The sequence below is a fragment of the Aromatoleum diolicum genome, assembly GCF_012910955.1.
Taxonomy (GTDB): Bacteria; Pseudomonadota; Gammaproteobacteria; order Burkholderiales; family Rhodocyclaceae; genus Aromatoleum; species Aromatoleum diolicum.
Window position 1 is genome coordinate 21,579 of sequence record NZ_WTVQ01000039.1, and the last position, 23,808, is coordinate 45,386.

Here is a 23,808-nt window from a genome sequence, read left to right on the forward strand (position 1 = left end):
TCAGAACAACTCGTCGCGGGAGATCCCGCGACGCTTCACCGTGCGACGCAACTGGCCGAGCGCCTCGAGCTGTATCTGGCGCACACGCTCGCGAGTCAGCGACAGGCGTGCAGCCAACTCCTCAAGTGTCATTACTTCGCACTCGTCGAGTCCGTAGCGATGGCGAATCACCAGGCGTTGTTTTTCGTTCAGCATGCCGATCCATTCACGGATCAGTTCTTCGACCTCGGCATCGTGGATATGCACATCAGGCGACGTCGCCTGATCGTCCGCCAGCGACTCGCCGATTGAAAGCGTCGGATCGATTTCCAGTGGCGCGTCCAGCGACGCCGTGTGCTCGCTCAATGCGAGGATCGCTCGCACCTCCTCCACCGACTTGTCCAGTCTGACCGCCACCTGCTCCAGGGTGTACTCACCGTTACCCGATGCCTCAAGACTGCGCTGTGCGCGCAAGACCTGATTCAGTTCCTTCACGACATGTACCGGCAGGCGGATCGTGCGCGACTGGTTCATGATCGCACGCTCGATATTCTGCCGAATCCACCATGTCGCGTAGGTCGAAAACCGGAAGCCACGCTCGGGGTCGAATTTTTCCAGCGCATGCATCAGACCGAGGTTGCCCTCCTCGACCAGATCGAGCAGCGGAATCCCGCGATTCAGGTAATGCTTGGCGATATTGACGACCAGGCGCAGGTTGCGCTCGATCATGGTCTGACGGGCCGCAAAATCGCCCGTTCTTACCCGCCGCGCGAGGGCGGCTTCCTCATCGGCGGTCAGCAGCGGATTGGCGCCGATTTCATTGAGGTAAATCTGTGTAACGTCGCTGAGAAACTCGTTCTCGAAAGCCGGGGCAGCACGCTCGACGAACACCTCCACCTCGGGAGGTAGATCCGGCTCCTGACTTTCTACGTCGTCATGACTTGCCGGATCGTACATAGCCTCCTCGTCAGCGTGCAGGGAGATATTTTAGCGGATCTACCGGGCGGCCCTGCTTGCGGATCTCGAAGTGTACCTTGGGTTGATCCGCGTCAGTACTGCCGAGCTCGGCGATCTTCTGGCCCTTTGACACCGAGTCACCTTCCTTCACCAGCAGCTGCTGGTTATGCGCATAGGCAGTCAGGTAATTCGCGTCGTGTTTGATGATGACCAGTTTTCCGTAGCCGCGCAAGCCACTCCCGGAGTACACCACTTTCCCCCCCGCCGAGGCAATGACCGGATCACCTGGCTTGCCCGCGATATCCACGCCCTTGTTCGTTGCCTCATCGAAGGTTTCGATAACCTGCCCACCCGCCGGCCACAACCATACGGTATTCCCTGCTGCCGCCTTGTCCGGATCCGCAGTCGGAGGGATCGGCGCTGGCACACTGCTGGCCTTGGGGTTGATCGCCGCCCAAGCCTCCTCGCTGTAGGGCTGCTTGCCCCCGCGGGGCTCCTGCTTTAATCCCGCGACGGTCGGGGGCATTTCGCCAGCCGGCTTGACTGGCTGGATGTCCACCGGCTGAGTCGTCGCAATCGGTTGGACCACCGTCCCCGTTGCGCCACCAGGCGCCACACGCAGGGTCTGACCGACGACAATCTGGTTTGGGTCCGCGAGATTGTTCCACGCGACGATGTCCTTGACGCTGACAGCGTACTGCCGCGCAATCCCGAGCAAGGTTTCGCCCGGGCGCACGACATGCGTACCTTCCTGCTTGACCACAGAAGGTGCCGTTCCGGTTTCGGCAGGCGGGGGCGGAGTGGTATCGCGAACGGGGGCCGGACGCGGTGCCGCACAACCCGTCAACGTTGCAACAAACGCGGCCAGGATCAGCCAACGGCGCGAATAGGTAAACTTCACTGAATCGATCATTCCGTACCAGTCAACAAAGGGACAAAACGCACAGCCTCAAGCCGGCTCTCCCTGAAAACATTCCCCTGCCGCTCGATCATCACCAGGCGTTGATCGGTACCGCCCAGCGGAATCATCAGACGCCCGCCAGGAGCCAGTTGCTTCTTGAGTGAGTCCGGCACGCTCGGCGCAGCAGCAGCGACAATAATGGTGTCATATGGCGCAGCCTCGGGCAATCCGAGATTGCCATCGGCACATTTCAGGCGGACGTTCGGTAGACGCAAGGGCCGAAGATTTTCTCGTGCCAGATCAAGCAGTGGCCGGATACGTTCCACGGCATAAACCTCCGTTGCAAGGAACGACAGCACTGCGGCCTGATAGCCACACCCCGCTCCGACCTCAAGCGTTCGCCCGAGTTCGCGCCCGGCGCGCAGCACTTCGATCATTCGCGCGACAACCAGCGGTTGCGAGATGGTCTGCTGGTAGCCGATCGGCAATGCCGTGTCATCGTATGCACTGTATGCCAAACCTTTTTCGACGAATGCATGGCGCGGCACCTGCGTCATTGCCGCCAGCACCCTTTCGTCGGAAATTCCCTGCGCACGCAGACGTTCGACCATTCGCGCACGCGCACGACTGGCCGCCTGCGCCGGGTCGGGCTGCCGCAACATCATCGGCACAGCCACTCCGAAACACCGGAAATCTGACTGTTGTGGGTCAGATCAATCTGCAGTGGTGTAATCGAGACAAAACCCTCTGCCACCGCATGAAAATCCGTTCCCTCGCCAGCGTCCGCCGCCTGTCCCGCCGCACCAACCCAATAGACCGTCTCATTGCGCGGGTTCACACTGCGGATTACCGGCTCGGCCTTGTGTCGCTTGCCTAGCCGGGTTACCCGCTGCCCGCGCAACTCGGAATACGGCCGATCGGGAACATTGACGTTCAACAGCACCGGCTGACGGAAGGGCTCGCGCATGAAACGCTCAGCAAGGTCGCGCGCCACCCGCGCCGCTCCCGAAAAATCACCGGGATTCTTGCTTACCAGCGAGATTGCAATCGACGGAACGCCCAACAGATAACCTTCGGTGGCTGCCGCGACCGTACCGGAATAGATCGTATCGTCGCCCATATTGGCACCGTGATTGATGCCGGAGACCACCATGTCAGGCAGATGATCGAGCATTCCGGTGACAGCCAGATGGACGCAGTCGGTCGGGGTTCCATTGACGAAATGGAAGCCGTTGGCAGCACGCCGCAGCGACAGAGGCCGATCAAGAGTCAGGGAATTGCTGGCGCCACTCCGGTCACGCTCGGGTGCGACAACCGTTACTTCCCCTACCTCGGCCAAAGCAGCGGCAAGCGCCGCAATGCCGGGGGCAAAATAGCCATCATCGTTACAGACCAGAATGCGCATGATTCTTCCGTTCGGAGTGCTACAAACCGCCACGCCGTGCCTGATGTATCGCAGAAGCGGCGGAGCATCTTAGCATACGGCGCCCCGCGCTCCGGGCTGCCGCCCACGAGGAATAACGCAGAAAAAATAAACCGGCCAGCGGCCGGTTTCGGTATCTATTGGTCGGGGCGGCGGGATTCGAACTCGCGACCCCTTGCACCCCATGCAAGTGCGCTACCAGGCTGCGCTACGCCCCGACACAAGCGCGCATTATAGCAGCATTCGGCGCATTTACCAGCCCTGCGTCACGCTTTCAACTGCTCGAGCACTGCGACGATTTCGGCGCGTACGGACGCCAGCACTGCGCGCAGGCGATCAACCTCCTCGGCCTCTTCCTGCTCATGAATCGCCGTCTCGCCCAGCTTGTTCCTTGCCCCGGAAATGGTGAAACCTTCCTCGTAGAGCAGTTCGCGGATGCGCCGCACCAACAGCACCTCGTGGTGCTGATAGTAACGCCGGTTACCGCGCCGCTTCACCGGTTTGAGCTGGGTGAACTCCTGTTCCCAGTAGCGCAGCACGTGCGGCTTGACCGCACACAGCTCGCTGACTTCACCGATTGTGAAATAGCGCTTTGCCGGGATCGGCGGCAGAGGTACCGAGGTCTCGTTATGGCTGCTTGCCTGCATCGCTCAGCTGCTCCACTGCTGCCTTCAGCTTCTGACTCGCGTGAAAGGTGACAACCCGACGTGCGGTAATTGGAATTTCCTCACCAGTTTTCGGATTGCGCCCCGGTCGCTGCGGCTTGTCGCGCAGCTGGAAGTTCCCGAACCCGGAGAGTTTGACGGTTTCGCCCTTCTCCAGCGCCAGCCGGATTTCCTCGAAAAAGCCTTCCACCATGTCCTTGGCTTCACGCTTGTTGAGACCGACACGCTCAAACAACAGGTCGGCCAGTTCCGCTTTGGTCAAGGTAATGTTCATTTTCACTATCCACGCAAGCGGGCGCCGAGCACAGCCTCGGCATGACGAATGATGACAGCGATCGCTGCGTCGACTTCGGCATCCTCAAGCGTGCGCTGAGTATCTTGCATCAACACCCTGAACGCAAGGCTCTTTTTCCCGGGATCGATGCCCTTGCCATGGTAAACATCGAACAGCTCGATACCCTTGACGACGGCCGGCGCGACCTCACCGAGGACTTCGACGACACGTGCCACCGCAAGCCCCTGCTCCACCACCAGTGCAAGGTCGCGCGTGACGGCAGGCTGGCGGGAAATTTCCTGATAGGCCGGCAGGCACGCCAGCAGCGCATCATCCATATCCACTTCGAATACAACCGGTGCAGCACCCATCTCGTAGCGCTGGACCCACACCGGGTGCAACTCGCCAACCACGCCAATGCGGTGACCATCGAGCAGGACCGCAGCGGCACGCCCGGGGTGCAGGGCAGGGTCGGAAACCGGTTCGAATTTCAGAACACGCGGCGCGAACAATGCCTCAAGGTCGCCCTTTACATCGTAGAAATCGACCAGCCGTGTGGGTGCCCCCCATTGCTCGGGCAGCGCCGGTCCGGCAGCGAGAGCGGCGACGCGCACAGGCTGGTGGAATCCCGCGACCGGCTCGCCGTCAGCCTTGCGTTCGAAGCAGCGGCCGATTTCGAACACGCGCACGCGATTCAGCTGCCGCTTGCGGTTGGCAACCAGATTCCCTGCAAGACCGGGGACCAGGCTCGAACGCATCACGCTCATCTGACTGGCGATCGGGTTGGCGAGCCGGATGGGCGCATCGTTGGCGCAGAAGTCGCGTTCCCAGGCTTCTTCGACGAACGCGTAGTTGACGACTTCCTGGTAGTCGCGCCCAGCGAGCAGGTGGCGCACGTCCCACGCGGAGCGACCCGACTCGGAACGGTCGAGCATCGCCAGCCCGCCCTGCGGCGGCAGCGCGGGGATGTTGTCATAACCGTATAGCCGCGCGATTTCCTCGATCAGGTCTTCCTCGATCTCGATGTCGAAACGGAACGAGGGCGGCACAACCAAGAGATTGTCGCCATCGCGCTGCACCGTGAGGTGGACGCCTTCGAGAAGCTTGCCAATTGCAGCGTCGTCAAGATCGATCCCGAGCAGGCGACGGGCACGCCCGGGACGCAGACGCACCGGCTTGCGCGCCGGCAGGTGATCCACGGACACGGCCTCGACGACAGGACCGGCCGCACCGCCGCAGATCTCGAGAATCAACTGCGTTGCACGCTCGATGGCCGGCACCGCGAGCGCGAAATCGACGCCGCGCTCGAAGCGATGCGAGGCATCCGACACGAAACCGTAGCCGCGCGCACGTCCGGCGATGGCGTTCGGCGCGAAGAATGCGCTTTCAAGAAACACATCGGTCGTGTCGAGCGTAATGCCGCTTTCCTCACCTCCCATGATGCCGGCGAGCGCCAGAGCACGCGCATCGTCGGCAATCAACAGGGTGTCAGCTGCCGGCGTGACGGTCTGCTCGTTGAGCAACAGTAGCTGTTCACCTTCACGCGGATAGCGCACGTGAATCGCGCCGGTCAGGCGGGCATTGTCGAACGCATGCAGCGGCTGACCGAGCTCCAGCATCACGTAGTTGGTTATGTCGACCAGTGCACTGATCGAGCGCACGCCGCTGCGCAGCAGACGCTGCTTCATCCATTCCGGGCTCGGAGCCTTCGCGTCGACACCGCGCAGGATGCGACCGCAATAGCGCGGGCAGCCGTCCGGCGCGTCGAGCACGATCTCACGACGATCGTCGAGAGTCGGCGCGACGCCGTCAATTTCCGGCAGAACCAGCGACTGCCCGGTCAGCGCTGCCACTTCACGCCCGACGCCGGCGAGACTCAGGCAGTCGGAACGGTTTGGCGTCAGCTTGATTGTGAACAGCGTGTCATCGAGCGCGAGGTAGTCGCGCACGTTCTGGCCGATCGGCGCATCGGCGGCCAGCTCAAGCAGGCCGCCATGATCCTCCGACAAACCGAGTTCGCGTGCCGAGCACAACATGCCGAACGATTCGACACCACGCAGCTTGGCGGCCTTGATCTCGAAACCCGGCAATTTCGCGCCAACCACGGCACACGGCACCTTCATGCCGACTGCGGCATTAGGCGCACCACAGACGATCTGCAACAGTTCGCCCTGCCCCGCATCCACCTTGCACAGCTTGAGCTTGTCGGCGTTCGGGTGCTTCTCGGCTTCGACGATGCACGCGACAACGACGCCGGAAAACGGCGGCGCCACCGCGGCAGATTCTTCGACCTCGAGACCCGCCATGGTCAGAAGGTGACCCAGCGCCTCGCTGTCGAGCGGCGGATTGACGAGGCTCCGCAACCAGTGTTCCGAAAATTGCATGATTCGATTACCTGAATTGGCTCAAGAAGCGCAGATCGCCTTCGAAGAAAAGGCGCAGATCATTGACGCCGTAGCGCAGCATGGTGAGGCGATCCGGCCCCATGCCGAAGGCGAAGCCGGTGTAGCGCTCGGGGTCGATGCCGCCAAAGCGCAGCACATTCGGGTGAACCATCCCGCAACCGGCAATTTCGAGCCAGCGACCCTTGAGCGCGCCGCTCATGAACGCCACATCGATCTCGGCACTCGGTTCAGTGAAGGGGAAGAACGACGGACGGAAACGCACCTGCAGGTCTTCGGTTTCGAAGAATTTGCGCAGAAAATCGGCAATCACGCCCTTGAGGTCGGCAAAGCTCACCGTTTCACCCACCCACAGCCCTTCGACCTGGTGGAACATCGGCGAGTGGGTCGCATCCGAATCCACGCGATACACCCGGCCGGGGATGATCACCCGCAGCTCCGGCATGCTTTCGCGTGCACCGTAGCGTGCGACGTGATTCAGCATGCTGCGAATCTGCACCGGGCTGGTATGCGTGCGCAGCAGTACTTCGTCATGACCTTCGAGGTAGAAGGTGTCGTGCATCGAGCGCGCCGGGTGATTTTCCGGCGTGTTCAGCGCAGTGAAGTTGTGCCAATCGGTTTCGATTTCGGGGCCATCGGCAACCACAAAGCCGATCGAACGGAACAGGCCTTCGATGCGTTCCAGCGTACGACTCACCGGATGCAGACCACCCTGCGAAGCACCACGCCCCGGTAGCGTGACATCGAGCGCTTCGGCGGCAAGCTGCGCGAGCAGCACTGCTTCGCGCAGCGCGTGCCGACGGGCCTCGAGTGCCGCCTCGATGGCATCCTTGGCGCGATTGATCTCGGCGCCGGCGGCGCGACGCTCATCAGGGGCGAGTTTGCCGAGGCCTTTGAGCTGCTCGGTGAGCACGCCGGTCTTACCCAGGAAGCGCGCCTTGGCCTGTTCGAGCTGGACACCGTCCGCCACCGCAGCGAACTCGGCCGTGGCCTGTTGAACGAGTTGATCGAGCTTATCCATTTGCTTGCCGTGGAAAATTCAGTAAAAAAAAAGGAGGCCAGGCCTCCTTTTTTCGTGCTGCGTTGGCTTACGCAGCGAGTTTGGCCCGGGCTTGGTCGGCGAGCGCCGCAAATGCGGGCTTGTCGAACACGGCCAGGTCGGCCAGCACCTTGCGGTCCACTTCAATTGCAGCCTTCTTCAGACCGTTCATGAAGGTGCTGTAGGTCAGGCCCACTTCACGCGCTGCGGCGTTGATACGGGCGATCCACAGCGCGCGGAACTGGCGCTTGCGTTGACGACGGTCGCGGTAGGCGTATTGACCGGCCTTCATCACCGCCTGTTTGGCGATGCGATATACGTTCTTGCGACGGCCGCGGTAACCCTTGGCCTGATCAAGAACCTTTTTGTGACGCGCGCGCGCGGTTACACCACGTTTAACTCTGGGCATGGTGGTCTCCTATCACGCGTAAGGCAGCATGGCGCGGATCAGCTTCTCGTCGGCGGCGTGGACTCCCGTCATGCCGCGCAGCTGGCGCTTGCTCTTGGTGGTTTTCTTGGTAAGGATGTGGCGCTTGAACGCCTGGCCCCGCTTGATCCCGCCACTAGCGCGGACCTTGAACCGCTTGGCGGCTCCGCTCTTGGTCTTCATCTTGGGCATTGCTAACTCCAGGTTTATGAATGCCGTCAGGTAGCGTCGCCATGCGGCGCGTTTTCAACCTGACACCACTTGTATTCCGGCAGGCTTTGCCCGCCGGTATGTGCTTCCCGCCCGAGGACGGGAAACAAATTCCGCATCGCCCGATCAGCGATTCTTCTTCGGAGAGATCACCATGATCATCTGACGCCCTTCCATCTTGGGCATCTGCTCGACCTGGCCAATCTCTTCCAGATCGGCTTTCACACGCTCAAGTTGCCGCAGGCCGAATTCCTGGTGAGCCATCTCGCGCCCGCGGAAGCGCAAGGTAACCTTGCACTTGTCGCCTTCTTCAAGAAAACGCTTCAGATTGCGCAACTTGATCTGGTAGTCGTTCTCGTCAGTCGCAGGCCGAAGCTTGACTTCCTTGATCTGCACCTGCTTCTGTTTGAGGCGGGCTTCGTGGGCCTTTTTCTGCTCCTGATACTTGAACTTGCCGAAATCCATCACCCGGCACACCGGGGGCTGCGCCATCGGCGCAATTTCGACGAGATCCAGCCCGGCCTCTTCGGCTGCACTCAGGGCTGCGTTCAGGGAGCAAATTCCGATCAGTTCGCCGTCTTCACCGAGCAGACGAACTTCGGGCGCGCTGATCTCCTCATTGACGCGCTGCTTTTTTTCTTGAGCGATGGTTCAGTTCTCCACGAATGCCAAAAAATCAGATCGAGCCCGACCGCGCTTCAACTTCGCGCTGCCAACGCTCGATCAGTGTCTCCAGGGTCATCTGGCCAAGGTCCTGGCCACCCCGAGCGCGCACGGCAACGAGGCCCGCCGCTTTTTCCTTTTCGCCGATGACGATTTGGTAGGGCAGCTTTTGCACGCTATGTTCGCGGATTTTATAGGTAATCTTTTCGTTACGCAAATCCGCCTCAACCCGGAAACCCGCCTGCTTCAAGCGTTTGGTCACTTCGGTGGCGTATTCGGACTGACCTTCGGAGATGTTGAGCACCACGGCGTGAACCGGGGCAAGCCACAGCGGCAGGGCGCCGGCATAGTGCTCGATCAGGATGCCGATAAAGCGCTCGAGCGAACCGACGATCGCGCGATGCAGCATGACCGGAAACTTCTTCGTATTATCTTCGGCAACGTATTCGGCCCCGAGACGTACCGGCAGGTTGAAATCGAGCTGCAGCGTGCCGCACTGCCACACGCGATTGAGGCAGTCCTTCAGCGAGAACTCGATCTTCGGGCCATAAAACGCGCCTTCCCCGGGCTGCAGGTCATAGCTCAACCCTTGGGCATCCAGCGCCGCGGCGAGCGCAGCCTCGGCCATATCCCACTGCTCGTCGGTGCCGACGCGCTTGTCCGGGCGCGTCGAGAGCTTGATCTGGATGTCGTTGAAACCGAAGTCGACATACACACGCTGCAACAGCTTGATGAATGCCGCAGCCTCGGTCTGCACCTGATCGTCGGCACAGAAAATGTGCGCGTCATCCTGTACAAAATTGCGCACGCGCATGATGCCGTGCAGCGCCCCGGACGGCTCGTTGCGGTGACACGAACCGAATTCGGCCATGCGCAGCGGCAGGTCGCGGTAGCTCTTGAGCCCCTGATTGAAGATCTGGATGTGACACGGGCAATTCATCGGCTTGACCGCGTAGTCGCGCTTTTCGGATTGCGTCGTGAACATCAGGTCGGAGTACATGCCCCAATGGCCGGACTTCTCCCACAACGAGCGATCGACGATCTGCGGCGTCTTCACTTCCTGATAGCCGTTTTCGAGGATGGTGCGACGCAGGTACTGCTCGACCTGCTGCCACAGCGTCCAGCCCTTGGCGTGCCAGAACACCATGCCAGGAGCCTCTTCCTGCAGATGAAAGAGATCGAGCAGCCGGCCGAGCTTGCGGTGATCGCGCTTTTCGGCTTCCTCGAGCATATGGAGGTAGCTTTCCAGATCCTCCTTCTTGGCCCAGGCCGTGCCGTAGATCCGCTGGAGCATCTCGTTCTTCGAGTCGCCGCGCCAGTAGGCCCCGGCGAGCTTGGTCAGCTTGAAGACCTTGAGCTTGCCAGTCGACGGGACGTGCGGACCACGGCAGAGATCGATGAAGTCGCCCTGACGGTAGAGCGAGACATCCTCGGCCTGTGGAATCGAGGCGATGATCTCGGCCTTGTAATGCTCGCCCTGCGACTTGAAGAAGTCGACGGCCCTGTCGCGCGCCCAGACTTCCCGTGATACGGGGATTTCGCGCTTGGCGAGCTCAGCCATGCGCCTCTCGATCTGCTCGAGATCTTCCGGCGTAAAGGGACGCTTGTAAGCGAAGTCGTAGTAGAAGCCGTTTTCGATCACCGGCCCGATGGTGACCTGAGCATCCGGGAACAGCTCCTTGACGGCATGTGCGAGCAGGTGCGCCGTTGAGTGCCGGATGATGTCGAGCCCTTCGTCACCCTTGTCGGTGATGATGGCGAGCGACGTGTCGACCTCGATGCAGTAAGAGAGATCGACCAGACGGCCGTCGACTTTGCCGGCGAGCGCCGCCTTGGCGAGACCGGCGCCGATCGACGCTGCGACCTCGAGAACGGTGACCGGATTATCGAAGCTGCGTACGGAACCGTCGGGAAGCGTGATGTTCGGCATGATCTCGAAGCCTCGGACAATGGGTTTGGCAAAATCTGGACGAAAAAAAAGTGCGGGCGGGCCGCACTTTTTTCCTGGAGTACTACAGCGAAGCCCGATTGTTTATTTTCCGGCTGCGACAGTAGTTCGGAACTTCATTGTCCAACTCCATGTGTTGGTAGGCGCGATTGGACTCGAACCAACGACCCCCACCATGTCAAGGTGGTGCTCTAACCAGCTGAGCTACGCGCCTGCTAAGAGCCGCGAATTATACAAGCCGTTCGAAGCGTGTCAAATATTTTCGACGACTTTTGGCATTTTTCTGCAAAGCGTCAAATCTCAGTGGCTCGTCCCTTCCTCGCGGGTGATCTTGTTCCAGACGTTGTACTTGCCGACCGGCTTCTTCATCGGGATGCGCTTGACCTCCTCAAGGGTCTGCGCATCGTAGATGATCAATGCGCCGTCCATCTCCCACAGGCTGGCGAGCGCGTAGCGGCCGTCGCGAGTGAATTCGACGTGTGCGAGGGTCTGTCCAGGCGCGGCCTTAAGTTCCTTGACGATTTCAAGGGTCTGCTTGTCGATGACCTGCAGGGTGTTCTTCGCCTCGCGGCTCATCATCGAGTCGACGAAGGCGTAGGGGCTGTTCTCGTGGCTGCGCAGGAAGAAGCCGGGGCCGCGCGTCGGGATGCGCTTTACGACGCTCCAGTCCTTGAGGTCGATGACGGTGACTTCGGCGGCCTTCAGATTGGTGCTCGCCATCACGCGTCGGCCGCGCCATTCCCACGAGATGCCGGAGCCGAGATGCGGCATGCCGTCGAGCGGCAGGTCGGCGATCTTCCTGCGCACGTCGAGATTGACGACCTGACCGACGCCTTCACGCGAGGCGCCAAGCACGGTGGAATAGTCCTGGGTAAAGAAGAAGTCGTCGAGCACCTGCCCGAGTTCGGTGCGGCGCGGATTCAGATAACCGGGAATGAATGCGCCTTCACGGTACTTGTAGTCATGGACAAAGCCCGCGGGGATGTCCTGCGCGGCGGGGTCGAAGCTGATCTCCCAGACTTCAGGCACATCCTTGAGCGCGGCGACGAAGGACTTGCGCGGAGTGGCCTCGTACACCGCGGAGACGCGCGAACTGGCCTTGCCTTCGCGGTCGGTGACGGGGATCGATTTGAGCAGATTGAGATCGCCGTCGAGTAGTACGAGCGTGTGCGGCAGATAGTTGGCGACGGCGACGTACTTGCCGTCGGGCGAGACGGCCACATTGCGGGTATTGATGCCGCCGCGAACTTCGGTGACGACCTTGAGGTTCCACAGGTCGTACTTGGTGATCCAGCCGTCACGCGACGCGAAGAAGACGTAGCGCCCGTCGGCGGTGAACTTGGGCCCGCCGTGCAGCGCGTGACGGCTCTGGAAGCGGTGGATGCGTTCGAGCTTGTCGCCGTCGAGCACGGAGACGTGGTGGTCGCCGGTTTCGACGACAAGAAACAGGTTCATCGGATCGGCGGAGAATATCGGCTTCGCCGCGAGCGTCGCAGGATCGACATGCTGGATGCGCGAGGCACGAATGTCGGCCTCGCTCCAACTTGGCGCAGGAACGACCGGGGTGTAGATCCACGCGACGAGGGCGGCGAGGTCGTCCGGCGGGATCAGCGCGCCGAACGCCGCCATCTGCGTCGCGGTGCGCCCGTCGCGGACGACGGCCTGCGCCTCTTCCTTGCGCAGGCGCGCGAGGTTTTCCGGCAGCAGGGCCGGACCGGTGCCGCCGAGGCGATCCGCTCCATGACAGGCCGCGCAATGCTGCTGGTAGGAGCGTGCTGCGTCCGGCACATCGGCAGCGCGGGCGGCGGGAGCAAGCGACAGCAGAAACACGCCGAGCAGCAGTGCCGCAGACTGCACATAGACGGAAGAATTGGCGACCGTTGCCGGATAGGTGCTCGGGGATTGCATGGCGGGTCTCGGTGGGGAGTCAGGCGGTGCGGCGCGGCGACACAAACGGCGTGGTGACGACGCGCTCGCCACGACACTCTGCGGCGCTGAGGCCGATTTCCTCGTCGCTGAGGTAGCAGCCCGGATCTTCGGCCCAAGCGTCGCCGGTGATCTGCTGGGCGCGCACGCGCGAACTGCCATTGCAGATATCCAGGTGACGGCACGCGCCGCAACGGCCGCCGAGCACGCGCGGGTGGCGTTTGAGCCCGGCCATCAATGGATTTGAGACGTCGCTCCAGATTTCGGAGAACGGCCGCTCGCGGACCTTGCCGAGCGGGACGTGCCACCACATGGTGTCGGGATGGACAATGCCGAGGTTGTCGATGTTGGCGACGTTGACGCCACTGGCGTTGCCGCCCCATTGCACGAGCTTGGCGCGGATGTGCGCGGCGCGTTCAGGGAAGCGCCGGGTAACCCAGTGCAGCAGATATACGCCGTCTGCGTCATTGTTGCCGGTAACGAACTCCTTGTCGATGCCGCGCCGGTGCAAATCGAGACAAGTTTCGAAAAGCAGATCCATCGCATCGCGTGTGGTCTGATGGCGCGCATCGTCAGCGCGGTGCTTGTTGCCACGGCCGGCGTAGTTGAGGTGCGAGAAGTAGAACTTGTCGATGCCCTCATCCTCGACCAGCCGCAACAGTGCGGACAGGTCGTGGGCGTTGTCCTCGGTCATCGTGTAGCGCACGCCCACCTTGATGCCACGCGCGTGGCACAGGCGAATGCCGGACATCGAGGCGTCGAAGGCGCCATCGAGGCGGCGGAATTTGTCGTGAGTGGCACCGATTCCATCCAGGCTGACGCCGACATAGTCGAAACCGGTATCGACGATGGCGTCGATATTGCTGCCGTTGATGAGCGTACCGTTGCTCGACAGGCCGACATAGAAGCCCATCGCTTTGGCATGGCGCGCGATATCGAAGATGTCGGCGCGCAGCAGCGGCTCGCCGCCGGAGAGGATCAGCACCGGTACGCGGAAGGCCTTGAGGTCGTCCATGACGCGAAACACGTCGGCGGTGGAGAGCTCACCGGGGAAGTCACTGTCGGCGGAGATCGAATAGCAGTGCTTGCAGGTGAGGTTGCAGCGGCGGATGAGGTTCCAGATGACGACCGGCCCGGGCGGATTGCGGCGCGGAGCGACGGGTGTCGGATGGTCGAGCTCGCGGATGAAGTGTGAGATGCGAAACATGGCTTACCTCCGTATCGCTGACGATTAGACCGCGGCGCGGGCGGCGGGAAAATGACGGGTATCAAGTGGCGCCCGGATACCCGGTTACGCCACGGCGAATTGCCCGGGCGATCCTTCGCGTAACTGAATCCTGCGGGAACGGCCCGCCCCCGAGCGCGGGAGTTCCACACTTCGTTGGACGCGTGGCGGACGCCTCAGCGCGGAACTCCCACCCTCGGGGGCTACACCTTGCCGCGATCGGCTGATGCGGGCACGCGGGGTCAGTCCGATGTTCCAATCCGCAGGCCGGTCTTCTTGAGGATTGCCGACGAGAACAGCACGTCGTGGCTGCGGCAGGCGCCCGGGAAGCGGCCATGGAGCAGCGCGGCGATATCGTCGAGTTGCTGCCGGACCGCATCGCGGCTGCGGCCATGGACCATCGCGAACAGGTTGTACGGCCAGTCCGGCAAGCGGCGCGGGCGGCGGTAACAGTGGGTGACGGCGTCGAGCGCGCCGAGCCATTCGCCGACCGCGTCGATGGCCTCGTCGGCGATGTCCCACACGCTCATGCCATTGGCGGTGTAACCGATCGCGTAGTGGTTGGGCACGGCGCCGATGCGGCGGATGAGTCCGCGATCAAGCATCGCTTCTACCCGGACGAGCAACTCGTCGACCGGCACTCCGACCTTGCTGGCGACCTCGTTCCACGGGTCCGCGACGAGTGGCAGGCCGCCTTGCGTGGCGAGGATGATGCGCCGATCGATGTCATCGGCAGGCGCGGAGACTGTCTGGGGGATTTCGGCGCCGCGAGTGCTCATCATGCCTCCAGCTTCATCTCGACAAAGTATTCGCGCTCCTTCGGGAACAGGAACACCGGCAATCCGGTCGCCACCTCGATGCGTCGCGCACAGTCGGCGATGCCATCGGGGCGCTCGGTGGCGAGGACGAACCACATGTTGAGGGCGTGCTCGCGCCGGTAATTGTGCGCGACTTCGGGAAAATCATTGACCTGTGCACTGACGCGCCCGAACTCGCCCTCGGGTACGCGCATCGCGGCGAGGCAGAACGCGCCGCCGATGCGCTCGATCTGGAACATCGGTCCGAAGCGCGTGAGCACGCGTTCGTTCAGCAGCCGCTGCAGGCGTGCGATCACTTGAGCCTCGTCCAGCCCGAGACGCGCGGCGACATCGAAGAAGGGCTGGCGCGTCAGCGGGAAGTCGCCCTGCAGCGCATTGATGAGTGCGCGGTCGGTGTCGTCGATCACCGATGCAGTTCGGGGGCGTACGGCGGGATCGATCATGTATCGGCATCCGTGAGGTAACAGGCGCCCTGTTGCTTGAAACGCCGGCAGCTGAACAGCACGGCGTGCGGCCAGTCGTCGAGCCCGAGCCGCCGGACAATATCGTCACGAGTCGCGCAAACGGCCTCGCGCGAGCGGCCGTGGATCATGCAGAACAGGTTGTACGGCCAGTCGGGCTGTGCGCGGCGGCGGCGATAGCACAGCGTGACCGCGGGCTCGGCTGCGAGGAGACGGCCGATGCGGGTGACTTCGTCATCCGGCACATCCCACACGCACATCGCGTTGGCGCGAAAGCCGAGTTCATGATGGCGCACGATCACCCCGAAGCGCTTGACGAGACCTTCGTCAAGCCAACGCTCAATCAGCTCGATCACCATCGCTTCGCTGAGCCCCGCCATGCGCCCGAGAGCCTCGAACGGACGTGATAGCAGGGGCAGCCCTGCCTGCAGTGCAACCATCAAGCGACGTTCGAGCGCCGGCAAGGCGCACGCCGCTTCGCCGACCAGGGCCGGGCGCGTTTCCGCCGCGCATGTAAGCGTGCGCGCTCCGCCGGCGAGGTCGAAACCGAGATCGATGTGAAATTCTTCTTCCAACGGCAGCACGATGACGGCACAGCCGGTGTCCTGCTCGATGCCGGCAACGATCTGGCGCAGCCGCTGTGCCGACGCGGCAGTGACGACGAACCACAGGTTGAAGGCGTGTTCGCGCTGGTAATTGTGATTTACCTCGGCCACCGCACTGATGCGGGCGGCGATTTCCTCGAGGCGGCCGGCGGGCGCTGAGAGCGCCGCCAGTGCACTCGCACCCACGCGGCGCGGCGCGAACACCGCACCCACGCGGCTGACGACGCCGGACGCGACCCAGGCCTGCAGCGCGCTCAGCACCGCAGCCTCGTCCAGGCCGCAGGCTGCCGCCATCGCAACAAAAGGTTCGGAAACCAGCGGAAAGCCACGCTGATAGTCGTTGAGCAGGCGGAAAGTGCCGGATCCCGCAGGGGCGCCAGCGAAGTCCGCCGCCCCTGCATCGATCACCCGGGCGCTGTGGCAACTCATGTCAAAACCCGGTGCGGAACGCACGGCTGGTGAAGAAGATGCCGCTCGGGCTCGCCGCCGGCAGTTCAGCGAGTTTTTGTCGGTTGCGGGTGTCGTAGATCAGCACCTTGTTGTCGTCGCGTGCGGAGATCCACACTGCCTCCCCCTTTGGCGTGAATTCCATGTGCAGGATCGCGCGACCGGGCTGGAAAGTATCGACGAGCCGGTTGCTGAAGGTATCGATAACCTGCATCCAGGCGTTGTCGGGGAAGGCGAAGTTCACCCACACCTCGCGCCCGTCGGGCCGCGCCATCACGAATACCGGCTGGCTCTTCACCGGGATGCGCGCGACTTCCTTCCAGTCGTCGAGATCGACAACCAGTACCTCGTGGCGGCCGATCGCCGGCAGGTAGGCGCGCCCGGCGGCAACCGCCCAGCCGCGCAAATGCGGCATCTTGTATACCGGCAGGGCCTGCTCACCGCGACCATAACCTGGCAGGATCGTGCGCACGCCCTTCTCCGGCTGCCATAGGTCGAGCATCGACAAGCCGTCTTCGCCGAACAATCCGGCGATGTAATACCGGCCATCCGGCGTCACCAGCGCATCATAGGGTTGCTTACCGGCCGGATAACGATCGGTTTTCGGGTTCTTCGGATCGGAAAGATCGGTGACACGGATCTCGTTTGCATCGAACAGTGCGTACGCAAAGCGATTGCCCGGCAGATCCGCGAGTCCCACAACTTTGGAGCGCTTGCCGTCGGCACCGTAACTCGCCGGCACGTCGGCGAGAAGTTCCAGCGTGTCCGAATCGAAGGCCTTGATGCCGCCGGGCTCGTAGTTCTGCGCGACAAGAATGCGTCCGTCCTGCGAGATCGCGCCGCCGATCGCGTTGCCCGCCTGCACGACGCGACCGGCAATGCTTGCGGTGAGCAGATCGACTTTCGTGAGCCCACCGTCGCGACCAAACACGTAGGCATAGCGGCTGTCGCGCGAGAACACCACCGACGCATGCGACAGATCGCCCAGCCCCGACACTTGTGCGAGCGCGCGGCGGCCGGTGGTCTCGATCACCTGCACCTGTCCGGTGGCACGTTCGATGACAACACCCAGATCGCCGGTACCACGCAGCGGCTGCGGCTGCGAAGTGGCGCATGCGGATACGAGCAATACCGGCATCCAGCAAATGGCACATTTCACTACCTTGCGGAACATCGTCGGCCTCTTTCTGTTATTGCATGCGCGGCTGGAGCGGGGGTGGCGCGATCGCTGCCGGCCCGCCGTCAGCAGGGAAACCTTCGATCAGCCGATCCACCACCCACACCGCCTCGTCTTCGCTGACGATGCCACGAAATGGCGGCATCGGTGTGCCGGGACGCCCTCCGACTATCGTCGCAATCAACCCTTCGCGCGGCTTGTCGCGCAGCGCAGCGGCCGTCAGCGCCGGCCCCAGGCCGCCCTGCAAGGTGAGCCCGTGGCACGAGCCGCAGTCCTGGCGCACCAGGTGCACCAGTGCGCGCATGCGCTCCGGCTGCGGCGCGGCCACTTGCGCTTGCGCGCTCGGCACGGCGGACATCGCCACGCATACCGACATCATCATTCCAGCTACTCGACACAACACGCCTGATCCCTCGCGAATCGACACACGGACTTGCCTGCGCTCCTGACGCCGCCGACACACAGCAGCAGTCCGACCCGACCGGCCAAGTATCGGCTGCGTGGCGTCCGGCACTCCTTGATATCGGTTAATTTCCCGGACGACATGTAGGGATACAGTGTCGGCGCGAACCAGCTGTTTGCCAACATAGAACCAGCCGTCTGGACACGTCCTCGCGGCATATGCGGAGAGCGATTCATGAGCGAGCATATCAGCGGCCTTGATGCGGTACGGCACAAAGCCGGCGCCGCACCCATCCGCCGGCGACCCGGCAAGGTGTACCTGGTCGGCGCCGGTCCTGGTGACCCGGAACTGCTCACCCTCAAGGCTGCACGCCTGCTCGGCGACGCACGGGTGGTGGTATACGACCACCTCGTCGGCGAAGGGGTGCTGGCGCTGGTCAGCCGCAACGCGCGCATGATTTACGTCGGCAAGGAAGCCGGCAACCACTCGCTGCCACAGGACCAGATCAATGGTCTTCTCGTCGAACTGGCGCGCACCGGCCTCGACGTCGTGCGCCTGAAAGGCGGCGACCCGTTCATGTTCGGACGCGGCGGCGAGGAAATGGAAGAACTGCTCGCCAGCGACATCGCCTGCGAAGTGGTCCCCGGCATCACCGCGGCGTGCGGCATCTCCGCCTGTACCGGCATGCCGCTGACGCACCGCGACCATGCGCGCTCGGTGATCTTCACCACCGGACATCTGAAGGACGGCACGGTCAATCTCGACTGGCCGGCGCTGGCACGCCCCCGTCAGACGGTCGTCATCTATATGGGCCTCGGCGCACTGGAGATCATCTCCCGCGAACTCATCGCTCATGGCCTGCCCGGTGACACCCCCGCGGCAGTCGTCCATGCCGGAACGACGCGCGAACAGCTCACCCTCACCGACCGACTCGACCAGCTGCCGGCGGCCGTCAAACGCGCGAAGCTCAAGTCGCCGGCGCTGATCATGATCGGTTCCGTCGTCTCGCTGCACGCACTTCTCGGGCACCCGCAGGAGCTCGACGAAGTGGTGCTGGCCGAGTGATGCGCCCCCCCACGGCGGTCACCCTGTCATAAACACGATGATTAAGACCCCAATTTGATCGAGGTTAAGGATTTGCAGTGAGAGGAGGATCAATCTTTGCCGTCGGCGGGCTCTACCGCAGGAATTCTTTCATGAAGGGAGATCGACCATGAGTAAGCAAGGAAAATGGCTGTCCGGAGCGATGCTGCTTGCCAGCCTGCCGCTGGCCATGTCGCAGGCTTTCGCCCAAGACGCCAAGCACGTGGGTGAGGCCGAGGCAAAATACCAGGCGGGCGGCTCACCACTCGCCGACGTCGACTTGTACAAGGACACCAATCCCGACGCGCCGAAGATGAGCAAGGCGGAGTTCGACAAGGCCCGCAACATCTACTTCCAGCGTTGCGCCGGTTGCCACGGCGTGCTGCGCAAGGGCGCCACCGGCAAACCGCTGACGCCTGACCTGACGCTGGCCCGCGGTTCCGAATACCTGAAAGTCTTCATCAAATACGGCTCTCCCGCCGGCATGCCGAACTGGGGCACCTCGGGCGAACTCAGCGACGACGACGTCGACCTGATGGCGCGCTACATTCAGCAGACCGCGCCCACCCCGCCGGAATTCGGCATGGCGGACATGAAACAGACCTGGAAGGTCATCGTCCCGCCGGAGCAGCGCCCAAAGAAGAAGATGAACAACTACAACATCGCCAATATCTTCTCGACCACGCTGCGCGACAGCGGCGAAGTCGCGCTGATCGACGGCGATACCAAGAAGATCATCAACATCGTCAAGACCGGCTACGCGGTGCACATCTCCCGCATCTCGGCCTCCGGTCGCTACCTGTTCGTGATCGGCCGCGACGCGCGCGTCAACATGATTGACCTGTGGATGGAGAAGCCGGACAACGTCGCCGAAATCCGCATCGGCCTCGAGGCGCGCTCGGTCGACACGTCCAAGTACAAGGGGTACGAGGACAAGCTGGCGATCGCCGGCGCCTACTGGCCGCCGCAGTTCGTGATCATGAACGGCGACACCCTGGAACCGTTGAAGATCGTCTCGACCCGCGGCCTGACGGTAGACACCCAGGAATACCACCCCGAGCCGCGCGTCGCCTCCATCGTCGCATCGCACTTCAAGCCGGAATTCGTCGTCAACGTCAAGGAAACCGGCAAGACGCTGATGGTCGACTACTCCGACATCCAGAACCTGAAGATGACCGAGATCGGCTCCGCACGCTACCTGCATGACGGCGGCTGGGACCAGTCGAAGCGTTACTTCATGGTGGCAGCGAACCAGTCGAACAAGATCGCGGCCATTGACGCCAAGGAAGGCAAGCTCGCCGGCATGGTCGAAGTCGGCAAGATCCCGCACCCGGGGCGCGGTGCCAACTTCACCCATCCGAAGTACGGTCCGGTGTGGGCCACCGGCCACCTCGGCGACGAATCGATCGCCCTGATCGGCACCGATCCGAAGAACCACAAACAGTACGCATGGAAGCTGGTGGAAAGCCTGAAGAGCCAGGGTGGCGGATCCCTGTTCATCAAGACCCACCCGAAGTCCAAGCACCTGTATGTGGACAATCCCCTCCACCCCGAAGCCAAGGTCAGTCAGTCGATTGCGGTGTATGACCTGACGAACCTGCAGGCTGGCTTCAAGGTGCTGCCGATCGGCGAATGGGCGGGCCTCAAGGATGACGGCGCCAAGCGCGTGGTTCAGCCGGAATACAACAAGGACGGCAATGAGGTGTGGTTCTCGGTGTGGTCGGCCAAGGACAAGGAATCGGCCATCGTGATCGTCGATGACAAGACGCTGCAGTTGAAGACCGTCATCAAGGATCCCAAGCTGATTACGCCGACTGGCCACTTCAACGTGCATAACACCCAGCACGACGTGTACTAAGAGTTCGGACGCGCAGGGGAGACTAACCCCCTCCCCCTGCCGTACGAGCGTCGATGGCCAGCCTTGTGCTGGCCATCGGCTTTTTACGCCGCCGGCCAGGCCGCGAGAAATTCCTTCCAGTGCGGCGCATCGATTCGCGCCAGCGCCTCACGCACGGTCGCGACTTCTGCGGCGTATCCGGCCCCATCGAGCTGCCCGCGCATGCGCTGGAAACGCAAATACACCAGATAAGTATTCACCACATCGGTCTCGCAGTAGTCGCGAATCTCCGTGATGCGCCCTTCCTGCCACGCCGGCCACACCGCCGAACCGTCCATCCCGAGCTTGCCGGGAAAACCCATCAGCTTCGCCAGTTCGTCCAGCGGCGCATTCGCCCGCCCCTGATACATCGCCAGCAGGTCCATCAGATCGAGATGACGACTGTGATATCGGCCGATGTAGTTGTTCCACTTGAAATCACGCGAGTCGTGGTAGTCGCCCTCGCCCTGATCCCAATAACGCGGCGCCGACACGCCGTGCTTCAGCCCACGGTAATGCAATACCGGCAGATCGAAGCCGCCCCCGTTCCACGACACGATCTGCGGCGTATAGCGCTCGATGCCGTCAAAGAAACGCTGAATGATTTCACCCTCGCCGCTATCGGGTTCGGACAATGAAAACACGCGGAACTGGTTCGCATCGCGCAGCGCACAGGAAATGGTCACCACGCGCTGGAGATGCAATTGCAGGAAATCGCTGCCGGTGGCCGCGCGCCGCTGCTGGGAAGCGAACTCCGCAACCTCGTAGTCGCTCAGTTCATCCGGCAATTCATTCAGGACCCGGATTCCGGCCACATCCGGAATCGTCTCGATATCGAAAACCAGGACCGGCATCACTTGCGTACCCAGCCGGCACCACCCTGTACCCACCAGCCCGGCTGGGCACGCTCGATCCAGCGCTGCGCGAAAGTCTTGCGCACGTCGGGCTCCCACTCCGGATGACCATTCGCGCGCGCAATCTCACGGTATAGCGCCACCCGATCCGCATTTTCCGCGGCAATCCACGCACTGGCCTGCCCACGCTGAGCCAGCGGCACGCCGGACGCATCGCGCAAGGCAACAGTCCCGTCCGCTGCCAGCCCGACCGCACCCGATGCATACAAGGGCGCGAGCTGCGCATGCCGTTGCTGCATCGACTGCTTGAGGGCCTCGATCGCTGGCGTGTTCACCTCCAGATTGCCCTGAGCCCCCGCCAGACTGGCGAAACTCAGCAGCAGCGCGCCGATCCATCCAAAAATCATGTTCGTCGTCTTCATTTCGCCTCTCCGTTCGCTTTCGGCTGCGCCGCTGCCCCCTCGCGCAACTGCCACACTTCCTCGATGATGCGGTCCGCCGCTTTTTCTGCCGCGGCAGCCGGAAAATAAATATTGATCGTCACGCAGGCGCTCAAGCCGGCCAGGATGGCGGCACATAGCGCGAGTTTCGGCACAGAAATCACGGGAATCTCCTTTTCGGACGTCCACGGCCCCTGCCCGGGCTCATGGCATGAGCGGGACTACTCGATGATCGGCGCGGCGTTCGAGGCAATCACGCGCTGCAGACGTTCGATCAGCTCGTTCCAATCGACGCGGCGATTGTAGCCGATGACATTCAGCGCCGGGACGCCGCCACCTCGCACGATCGGGAAGCCGCCCCCCACACCCGATGGCGCCAACCGGGCAATGCCCCCACCGCGCACGGTGTCGCCCGCTTCGTCGAGTCCGCCCATCCGGCATACTCCGTCGACCAGAGCGCACGACACGCCGATCTCACTGTAGCCAAAAGTCTCGAAGATCCCCAGCATGCTGCGCTGGATCGCCGCCACCGCACCGGGACCACCCAGCGCGCTGATGTTCTGTACCGCCCGCTGACTGATGCGCCGCGGATAATCGCCGGGACTGCTCGCCACCCGCGCATCAAAGCGGATCGGTCGCCAGCGCACCAGTTCCAGTCCATGAACATCCGCATCGATAAAACCGGTGACACTTCCGAAGGAGAAGGTATCGGTCAGTTGAGCGAGATCGAGGTGACGCGCCTCGATGTCCGCATACACCCGCGCTGCAACACCAAACGGCTCGAGCACCTGCAACCGCGTCGCCTGCAGGTAGCCGTCGAACACCGAGATCACGAGTGCGCCGTCGAGCGCGATTTCGCCCGGCGCGACGCGCAGACCAGGCAGCGACGCCGCCAGCACACCACGCATCGGCGGCAAACCCACTGTGTCGGTGAGACGCTGCATCGAGATGGGCTCCACTACCGCGCCGCCGTGGCCGTTCCAGCCAGTGGGCGCGCGCCGCAAGGAGAGCTTTTCGAGCACCAGCGCACCATCCAGCACCGGAATTCTGACGCGATCGACATCCAGGCCATTCCCGTCCAGCCGCGCCACGACGTCGAAAGCCCCCAACGTCAGCTTCTGCCAGCGACCGCCACCGACTGTCAACTGCCCCTCCGTCGCGCCATTCGCCCGCCACGGCAGCGCCCCGTTCAAGGGGCCGAAGCTCAGCTCGCGATCCGTCAAGCTGAACCCCGCATCGCTGAATGCTACTTCGGCAGCCTGCAAGGACTGGTTGTCGAAAACCAGCCCGGCGCTGACGTGCCCCGCGAAACGCAGAGCATTCGCCCTCTCGGGAGCCAGCAGGGGCGCCAGGAAACGCGGCCCGATCACCGCCAGATCGGCGTCCGCAACCGTCAACGCTCCACGACGCAGCACACCGCGGGCGAGATCGAAATCCGCCGACGCGGCTACCATGCGCGTGCCTTCCATCTGCAGCGACGCATGCGTGACGGTCAGCGTTCGCGCGTCAACCCGGCCGCGCGCCTCGACCATCGGACCCGCTGTCAGGTAGAACGGATGCCAATACGCCTCACCGGCGCTCCATGCTGCACGCCCCTCCCATTCC

Annotated in this window: 25 protein-coding genes and 2 tRNA genes; 2 read left to right on the forward strand and 25 right to left on the reverse strand. The window is 62.7% G+C overall.

The genetic code is table 11. The features are described 5' to 3' along the window. From rpoS to GPA25_RS18560, 21 genes are all read right to left on the reverse strand, one after another. Window positions 1–936 carry an RNA polymerase sigma factor RpoS gene (gene rpoS / locus GPA25_RS18460; protein WP_169261879.1) on the reverse strand — a complete coding sequence of 312 codons (936 nt, stop codon included), beginning with the start codon at window positions 934–936 and terminating at the stop codon, window positions 1–3. Between the two features lie 10 nt (window positions 937–946). Then, window positions 947–1,849: a peptidoglycan DD-metalloendopeptidase family protein gene (locus tag GPA25_RS18465; RefSeq protein WP_211163208.1), complete on the reverse strand. Its 903-nt coding sequence runs from the start codon at window positions 1,847–1,849 to the stop codon at window positions 947–949. Continuing rightward, window positions 1,846–2,502 carry a protein-L-isoaspartate(D-aspartate) O-methyltransferase gene (locus GPA25_RS18470; RefSeq protein ID WP_169261902.1) on the reverse strand — a complete coding sequence of 219 codons (657 nt, stop codon included), beginning with the start codon at window positions 2,500–2,502 and terminating at the stop codon, window positions 1,846–1,848. The genes GPA25_RS18465 and GPA25_RS18470 overlap by 4 nt, the downstream gene beginning before the upstream one ends. Next, window positions 2,499–3,242 (reverse strand): 5'/3'-nucleotidase SurE, encoded by a 744-nt coding sequence (gene surE / locus GPA25_RS18475; RefSeq protein ID WP_169261880.1) that lies wholly within the window; start codon window positions 3,240–3,242, stop codon window positions 2,499–2,501. The genes GPA25_RS18470 and surE overlap by 4 nt, the downstream gene beginning before the upstream one ends. A gap of 159 nt (window positions 3,243–3,401) precedes the next feature. Next, window positions 3,402–3,478, reverse strand: a tRNA-Pro gene (locus GPA25_RS18480). A 48-nt stretch (window positions 3,479–3,526) separates the two neighbouring features. Continuing rightward, complete coding sequence (locus GPA25_RS18485) at window positions 3,527–3,907, reverse strand: MerR family transcriptional regulator (protein WP_169261881.1); 381 nt, start codon at window positions 3,905–3,907, stop codon at window positions 3,527–3,529. After that, complete coding sequence (locus tag GPA25_RS18490; protein ID WP_169261882.1) at window positions 3,888–4,199, reverse strand: integration host factor subunit alpha; 312 nt, start codon at window positions 4,197–4,199, stop codon at window positions 3,888–3,890. Before GPA25_RS18490 ends, GPA25_RS18485 begins: the two co-directional genes overlap by 20 nt. Before the next feature lie 5 nt (window positions 4,200–4,204). Beyond that, on the reverse strand, window positions 4,205–6,583 hold the full coding sequence (pheT, locus tag GPA25_RS18495) for a phenylalanine--tRNA ligase subunit beta (protein WP_169261883.1): 2,379 nt from the start codon (window positions 6,581–6,583) through the stop codon (window positions 4,205–4,207). A 7-nt stretch (window positions 6,584–6,590) separates the two neighbouring features. Further along, window positions 6,591–7,622, reverse strand: a complete 1,032-nt coding sequence (gene pheS / locus GPA25_RS18500; protein ID WP_169261884.1) for a phenylalanine--tRNA ligase subunit alpha — start codon at window positions 7,620–7,622, stop codon at window positions 6,591–6,593. Between the two features lie 67 nt (window positions 7,623–7,689). Continuing rightward, complete coding sequence (gene rplT, locus GPA25_RS18505) at window positions 7,690–8,049, reverse strand: 50S ribosomal protein L20 (protein WP_018988925.1); 360 nt, start codon at window positions 8,047–8,049, stop codon at window positions 7,690–7,692. A 12-nt stretch (window positions 8,050–8,061) separates the two neighbouring features. After that, the gene (rpmI, locus tag GPA25_RS18510) at window positions 8,062–8,259 is read right to left on the reverse strand and encodes a 50S ribosomal protein L35 (RefSeq protein WP_169261885.1); all 198 of its coding nucleotides are present in this window, start codon (window positions 8,257–8,259) and stop codon (window positions 8,062–8,064) included. Window positions 8,260–8,403: 144 nt separating this feature from the next. After that, a complete protein-coding gene (infC, locus tag GPA25_RS18515) occupies window positions 8,404–8,925 on the reverse strand; it encodes a translation initiation factor IF-3 (protein ID WP_169261903.1) in 522 nt (173 codons plus the stop codon). A 28-nt stretch (window positions 8,926–8,953) separates the two neighbouring features. Beyond that, the gene (gene thrS / locus GPA25_RS18520) at window positions 8,954–10,870 is read right to left on the reverse strand and encodes a threonine--tRNA ligase (RefSeq protein WP_169261886.1); all 1,917 of its coding nucleotides are present in this window, start codon (window positions 10,868–10,870) and stop codon (window positions 8,954–8,956) included. 155 nt (window positions 10,871–11,025) lie between these two features. After that, window positions 11,026–11,102 (reverse strand) — tRNA-Val (locus GPA25_RS18525). Between the two features lie 86 nt (window positions 11,103–11,188). Next, window positions 11,189–12,796 carry a nitrite reductase gene (locus tag GPA25_RS18530; RefSeq protein WP_169261887.1) on the reverse strand — a complete coding sequence of 536 codons (1,608 nt, stop codon included), beginning with the start codon at window positions 12,794–12,796 and terminating at the stop codon, window positions 11,189–11,191. Between the two features lie 19 nt (window positions 12,797–12,815). Beyond that, window positions 12,816–14,021, reverse strand: a complete 1,206-nt coding sequence (gene nirJ, locus GPA25_RS18535; RefSeq protein ID WP_169261888.1) for a heme d1 biosynthesis radical SAM protein NirJ — start codon at window positions 14,019–14,021, stop codon at window positions 12,816–12,818. A 260-nt stretch (window positions 14,022–14,281) separates the two neighbouring features. Continuing rightward, entirely contained in the window at window positions 14,282–14,821 is a 540-nt protein-coding gene (gene ahbB / locus GPA25_RS18540) for a siroheme decarboxylase subunit beta (protein ID WP_169261889.1), read from the reverse strand. Continuing rightward, window positions 14,818–15,300, reverse strand: coding sequence for an Lrp/AsnC family transcriptional regulator (locus tag GPA25_RS18545; protein ID WP_169261890.1), 483 nt, complete (start codon window positions 15,298–15,300; stop codon window positions 14,818–14,820). The genes ahbB (GPA25_RS18540) and GPA25_RS18545 overlap by 4 nt, the downstream gene beginning before the upstream one ends. After that, window positions 15,297–16,352, reverse strand: a complete 1,056-nt coding sequence (gene ahbB / locus GPA25_RS18550) for a siroheme decarboxylase subunit beta (protein WP_169261891.1) — start codon at window positions 16,350–16,352, stop codon at window positions 15,297–15,299. Before ahbB (GPA25_RS18550) ends, GPA25_RS18545 begins: the two co-directional genes overlap by 4 nt. Window position 16,353: 1 nt before the next feature. Continuing rightward, on the reverse strand, window positions 16,354–17,544 hold the full coding sequence (locus GPA25_RS18555; protein WP_169261892.1) for a cytochrome D1 domain-containing protein: 1,191 nt from the start codon (window positions 17,542–17,544) through the stop codon (window positions 16,354–16,356). 16 nt (window positions 17,545–17,560) lie between these two features. Further along, the gene (locus GPA25_RS18560; RefSeq protein WP_425486410.1) at window positions 17,561–17,926 is read right to left on the reverse strand and encodes a c-type cytochrome; all 366 of its coding nucleotides are present in this window, start codon (window positions 17,924–17,926) and stop codon (window positions 17,561–17,563) included. A 258-nt stretch (window positions 17,927–18,184) separates the two neighbouring features. Here GPA25_RS18560 and cobA point away from each other — a divergent pair, with 258 nt between their 5' ends. After that, window positions 18,185–19,015, forward strand: a complete 831-nt coding sequence (gene cobA / locus GPA25_RS18565) for a uroporphyrinogen-III C-methyltransferase (RefSeq protein ID WP_169261894.1) — start codon at window positions 18,185–18,187, stop codon at window positions 19,013–19,015. Window positions 19,016–19,163: 148 nt separating this feature from the next. Next, complete coding sequence (locus tag GPA25_RS18570; RefSeq protein ID WP_169261895.1) at window positions 19,164–20,891, forward strand: nitrite reductase; 1,728 nt, start codon at window positions 19,164–19,166, stop codon at window positions 20,889–20,891. Window positions 20,892–20,974: 83 nt separating this feature from the next. Here GPA25_RS18570 and GPA25_RS18575 read toward each other — a convergent pair whose 3' ends face one another. From GPA25_RS18575 to GPA25_RS18590, 4 genes are all read right to left on the reverse strand, one after another. Beyond that, entirely contained in the window at window positions 20,975–21,763 is a 789-nt protein-coding gene (locus GPA25_RS18575; RefSeq protein ID WP_211163209.1) for a 3'-5' exonuclease, read from the reverse strand. After that, window positions 21,763–22,185: a YdbL family probable chaperone protein gene (locus tag GPA25_RS18580; protein WP_169261897.1), complete on the reverse strand. Its 423-nt coding sequence runs from the start codon at window positions 22,183–22,185 to the stop codon at window positions 21,763–21,765. The genes GPA25_RS18575 and GPA25_RS18580 overlap by 1 nt, the downstream gene beginning before the upstream one ends. Beyond that, window positions 22,182–22,367 (reverse strand): hypothetical protein, encoded by a 186-nt coding sequence (locus GPA25_RS18585; RefSeq protein ID WP_169261898.1) that lies wholly within the window; start codon window positions 22,365–22,367, stop codon window positions 22,182–22,184. Before GPA25_RS18585 ends, GPA25_RS18580 begins: the two co-directional genes overlap by 4 nt. Before the next feature lie 57 nt (window positions 22,368–22,424). Continuing rightward, window positions 22,425–23,808, reverse strand: a 1,384-nt coding sequence (locus tag GPA25_RS18590; RefSeq protein WP_169261899.1) for an AsmA family protein, incomplete at its 5' end; no start/stop codon positions are given.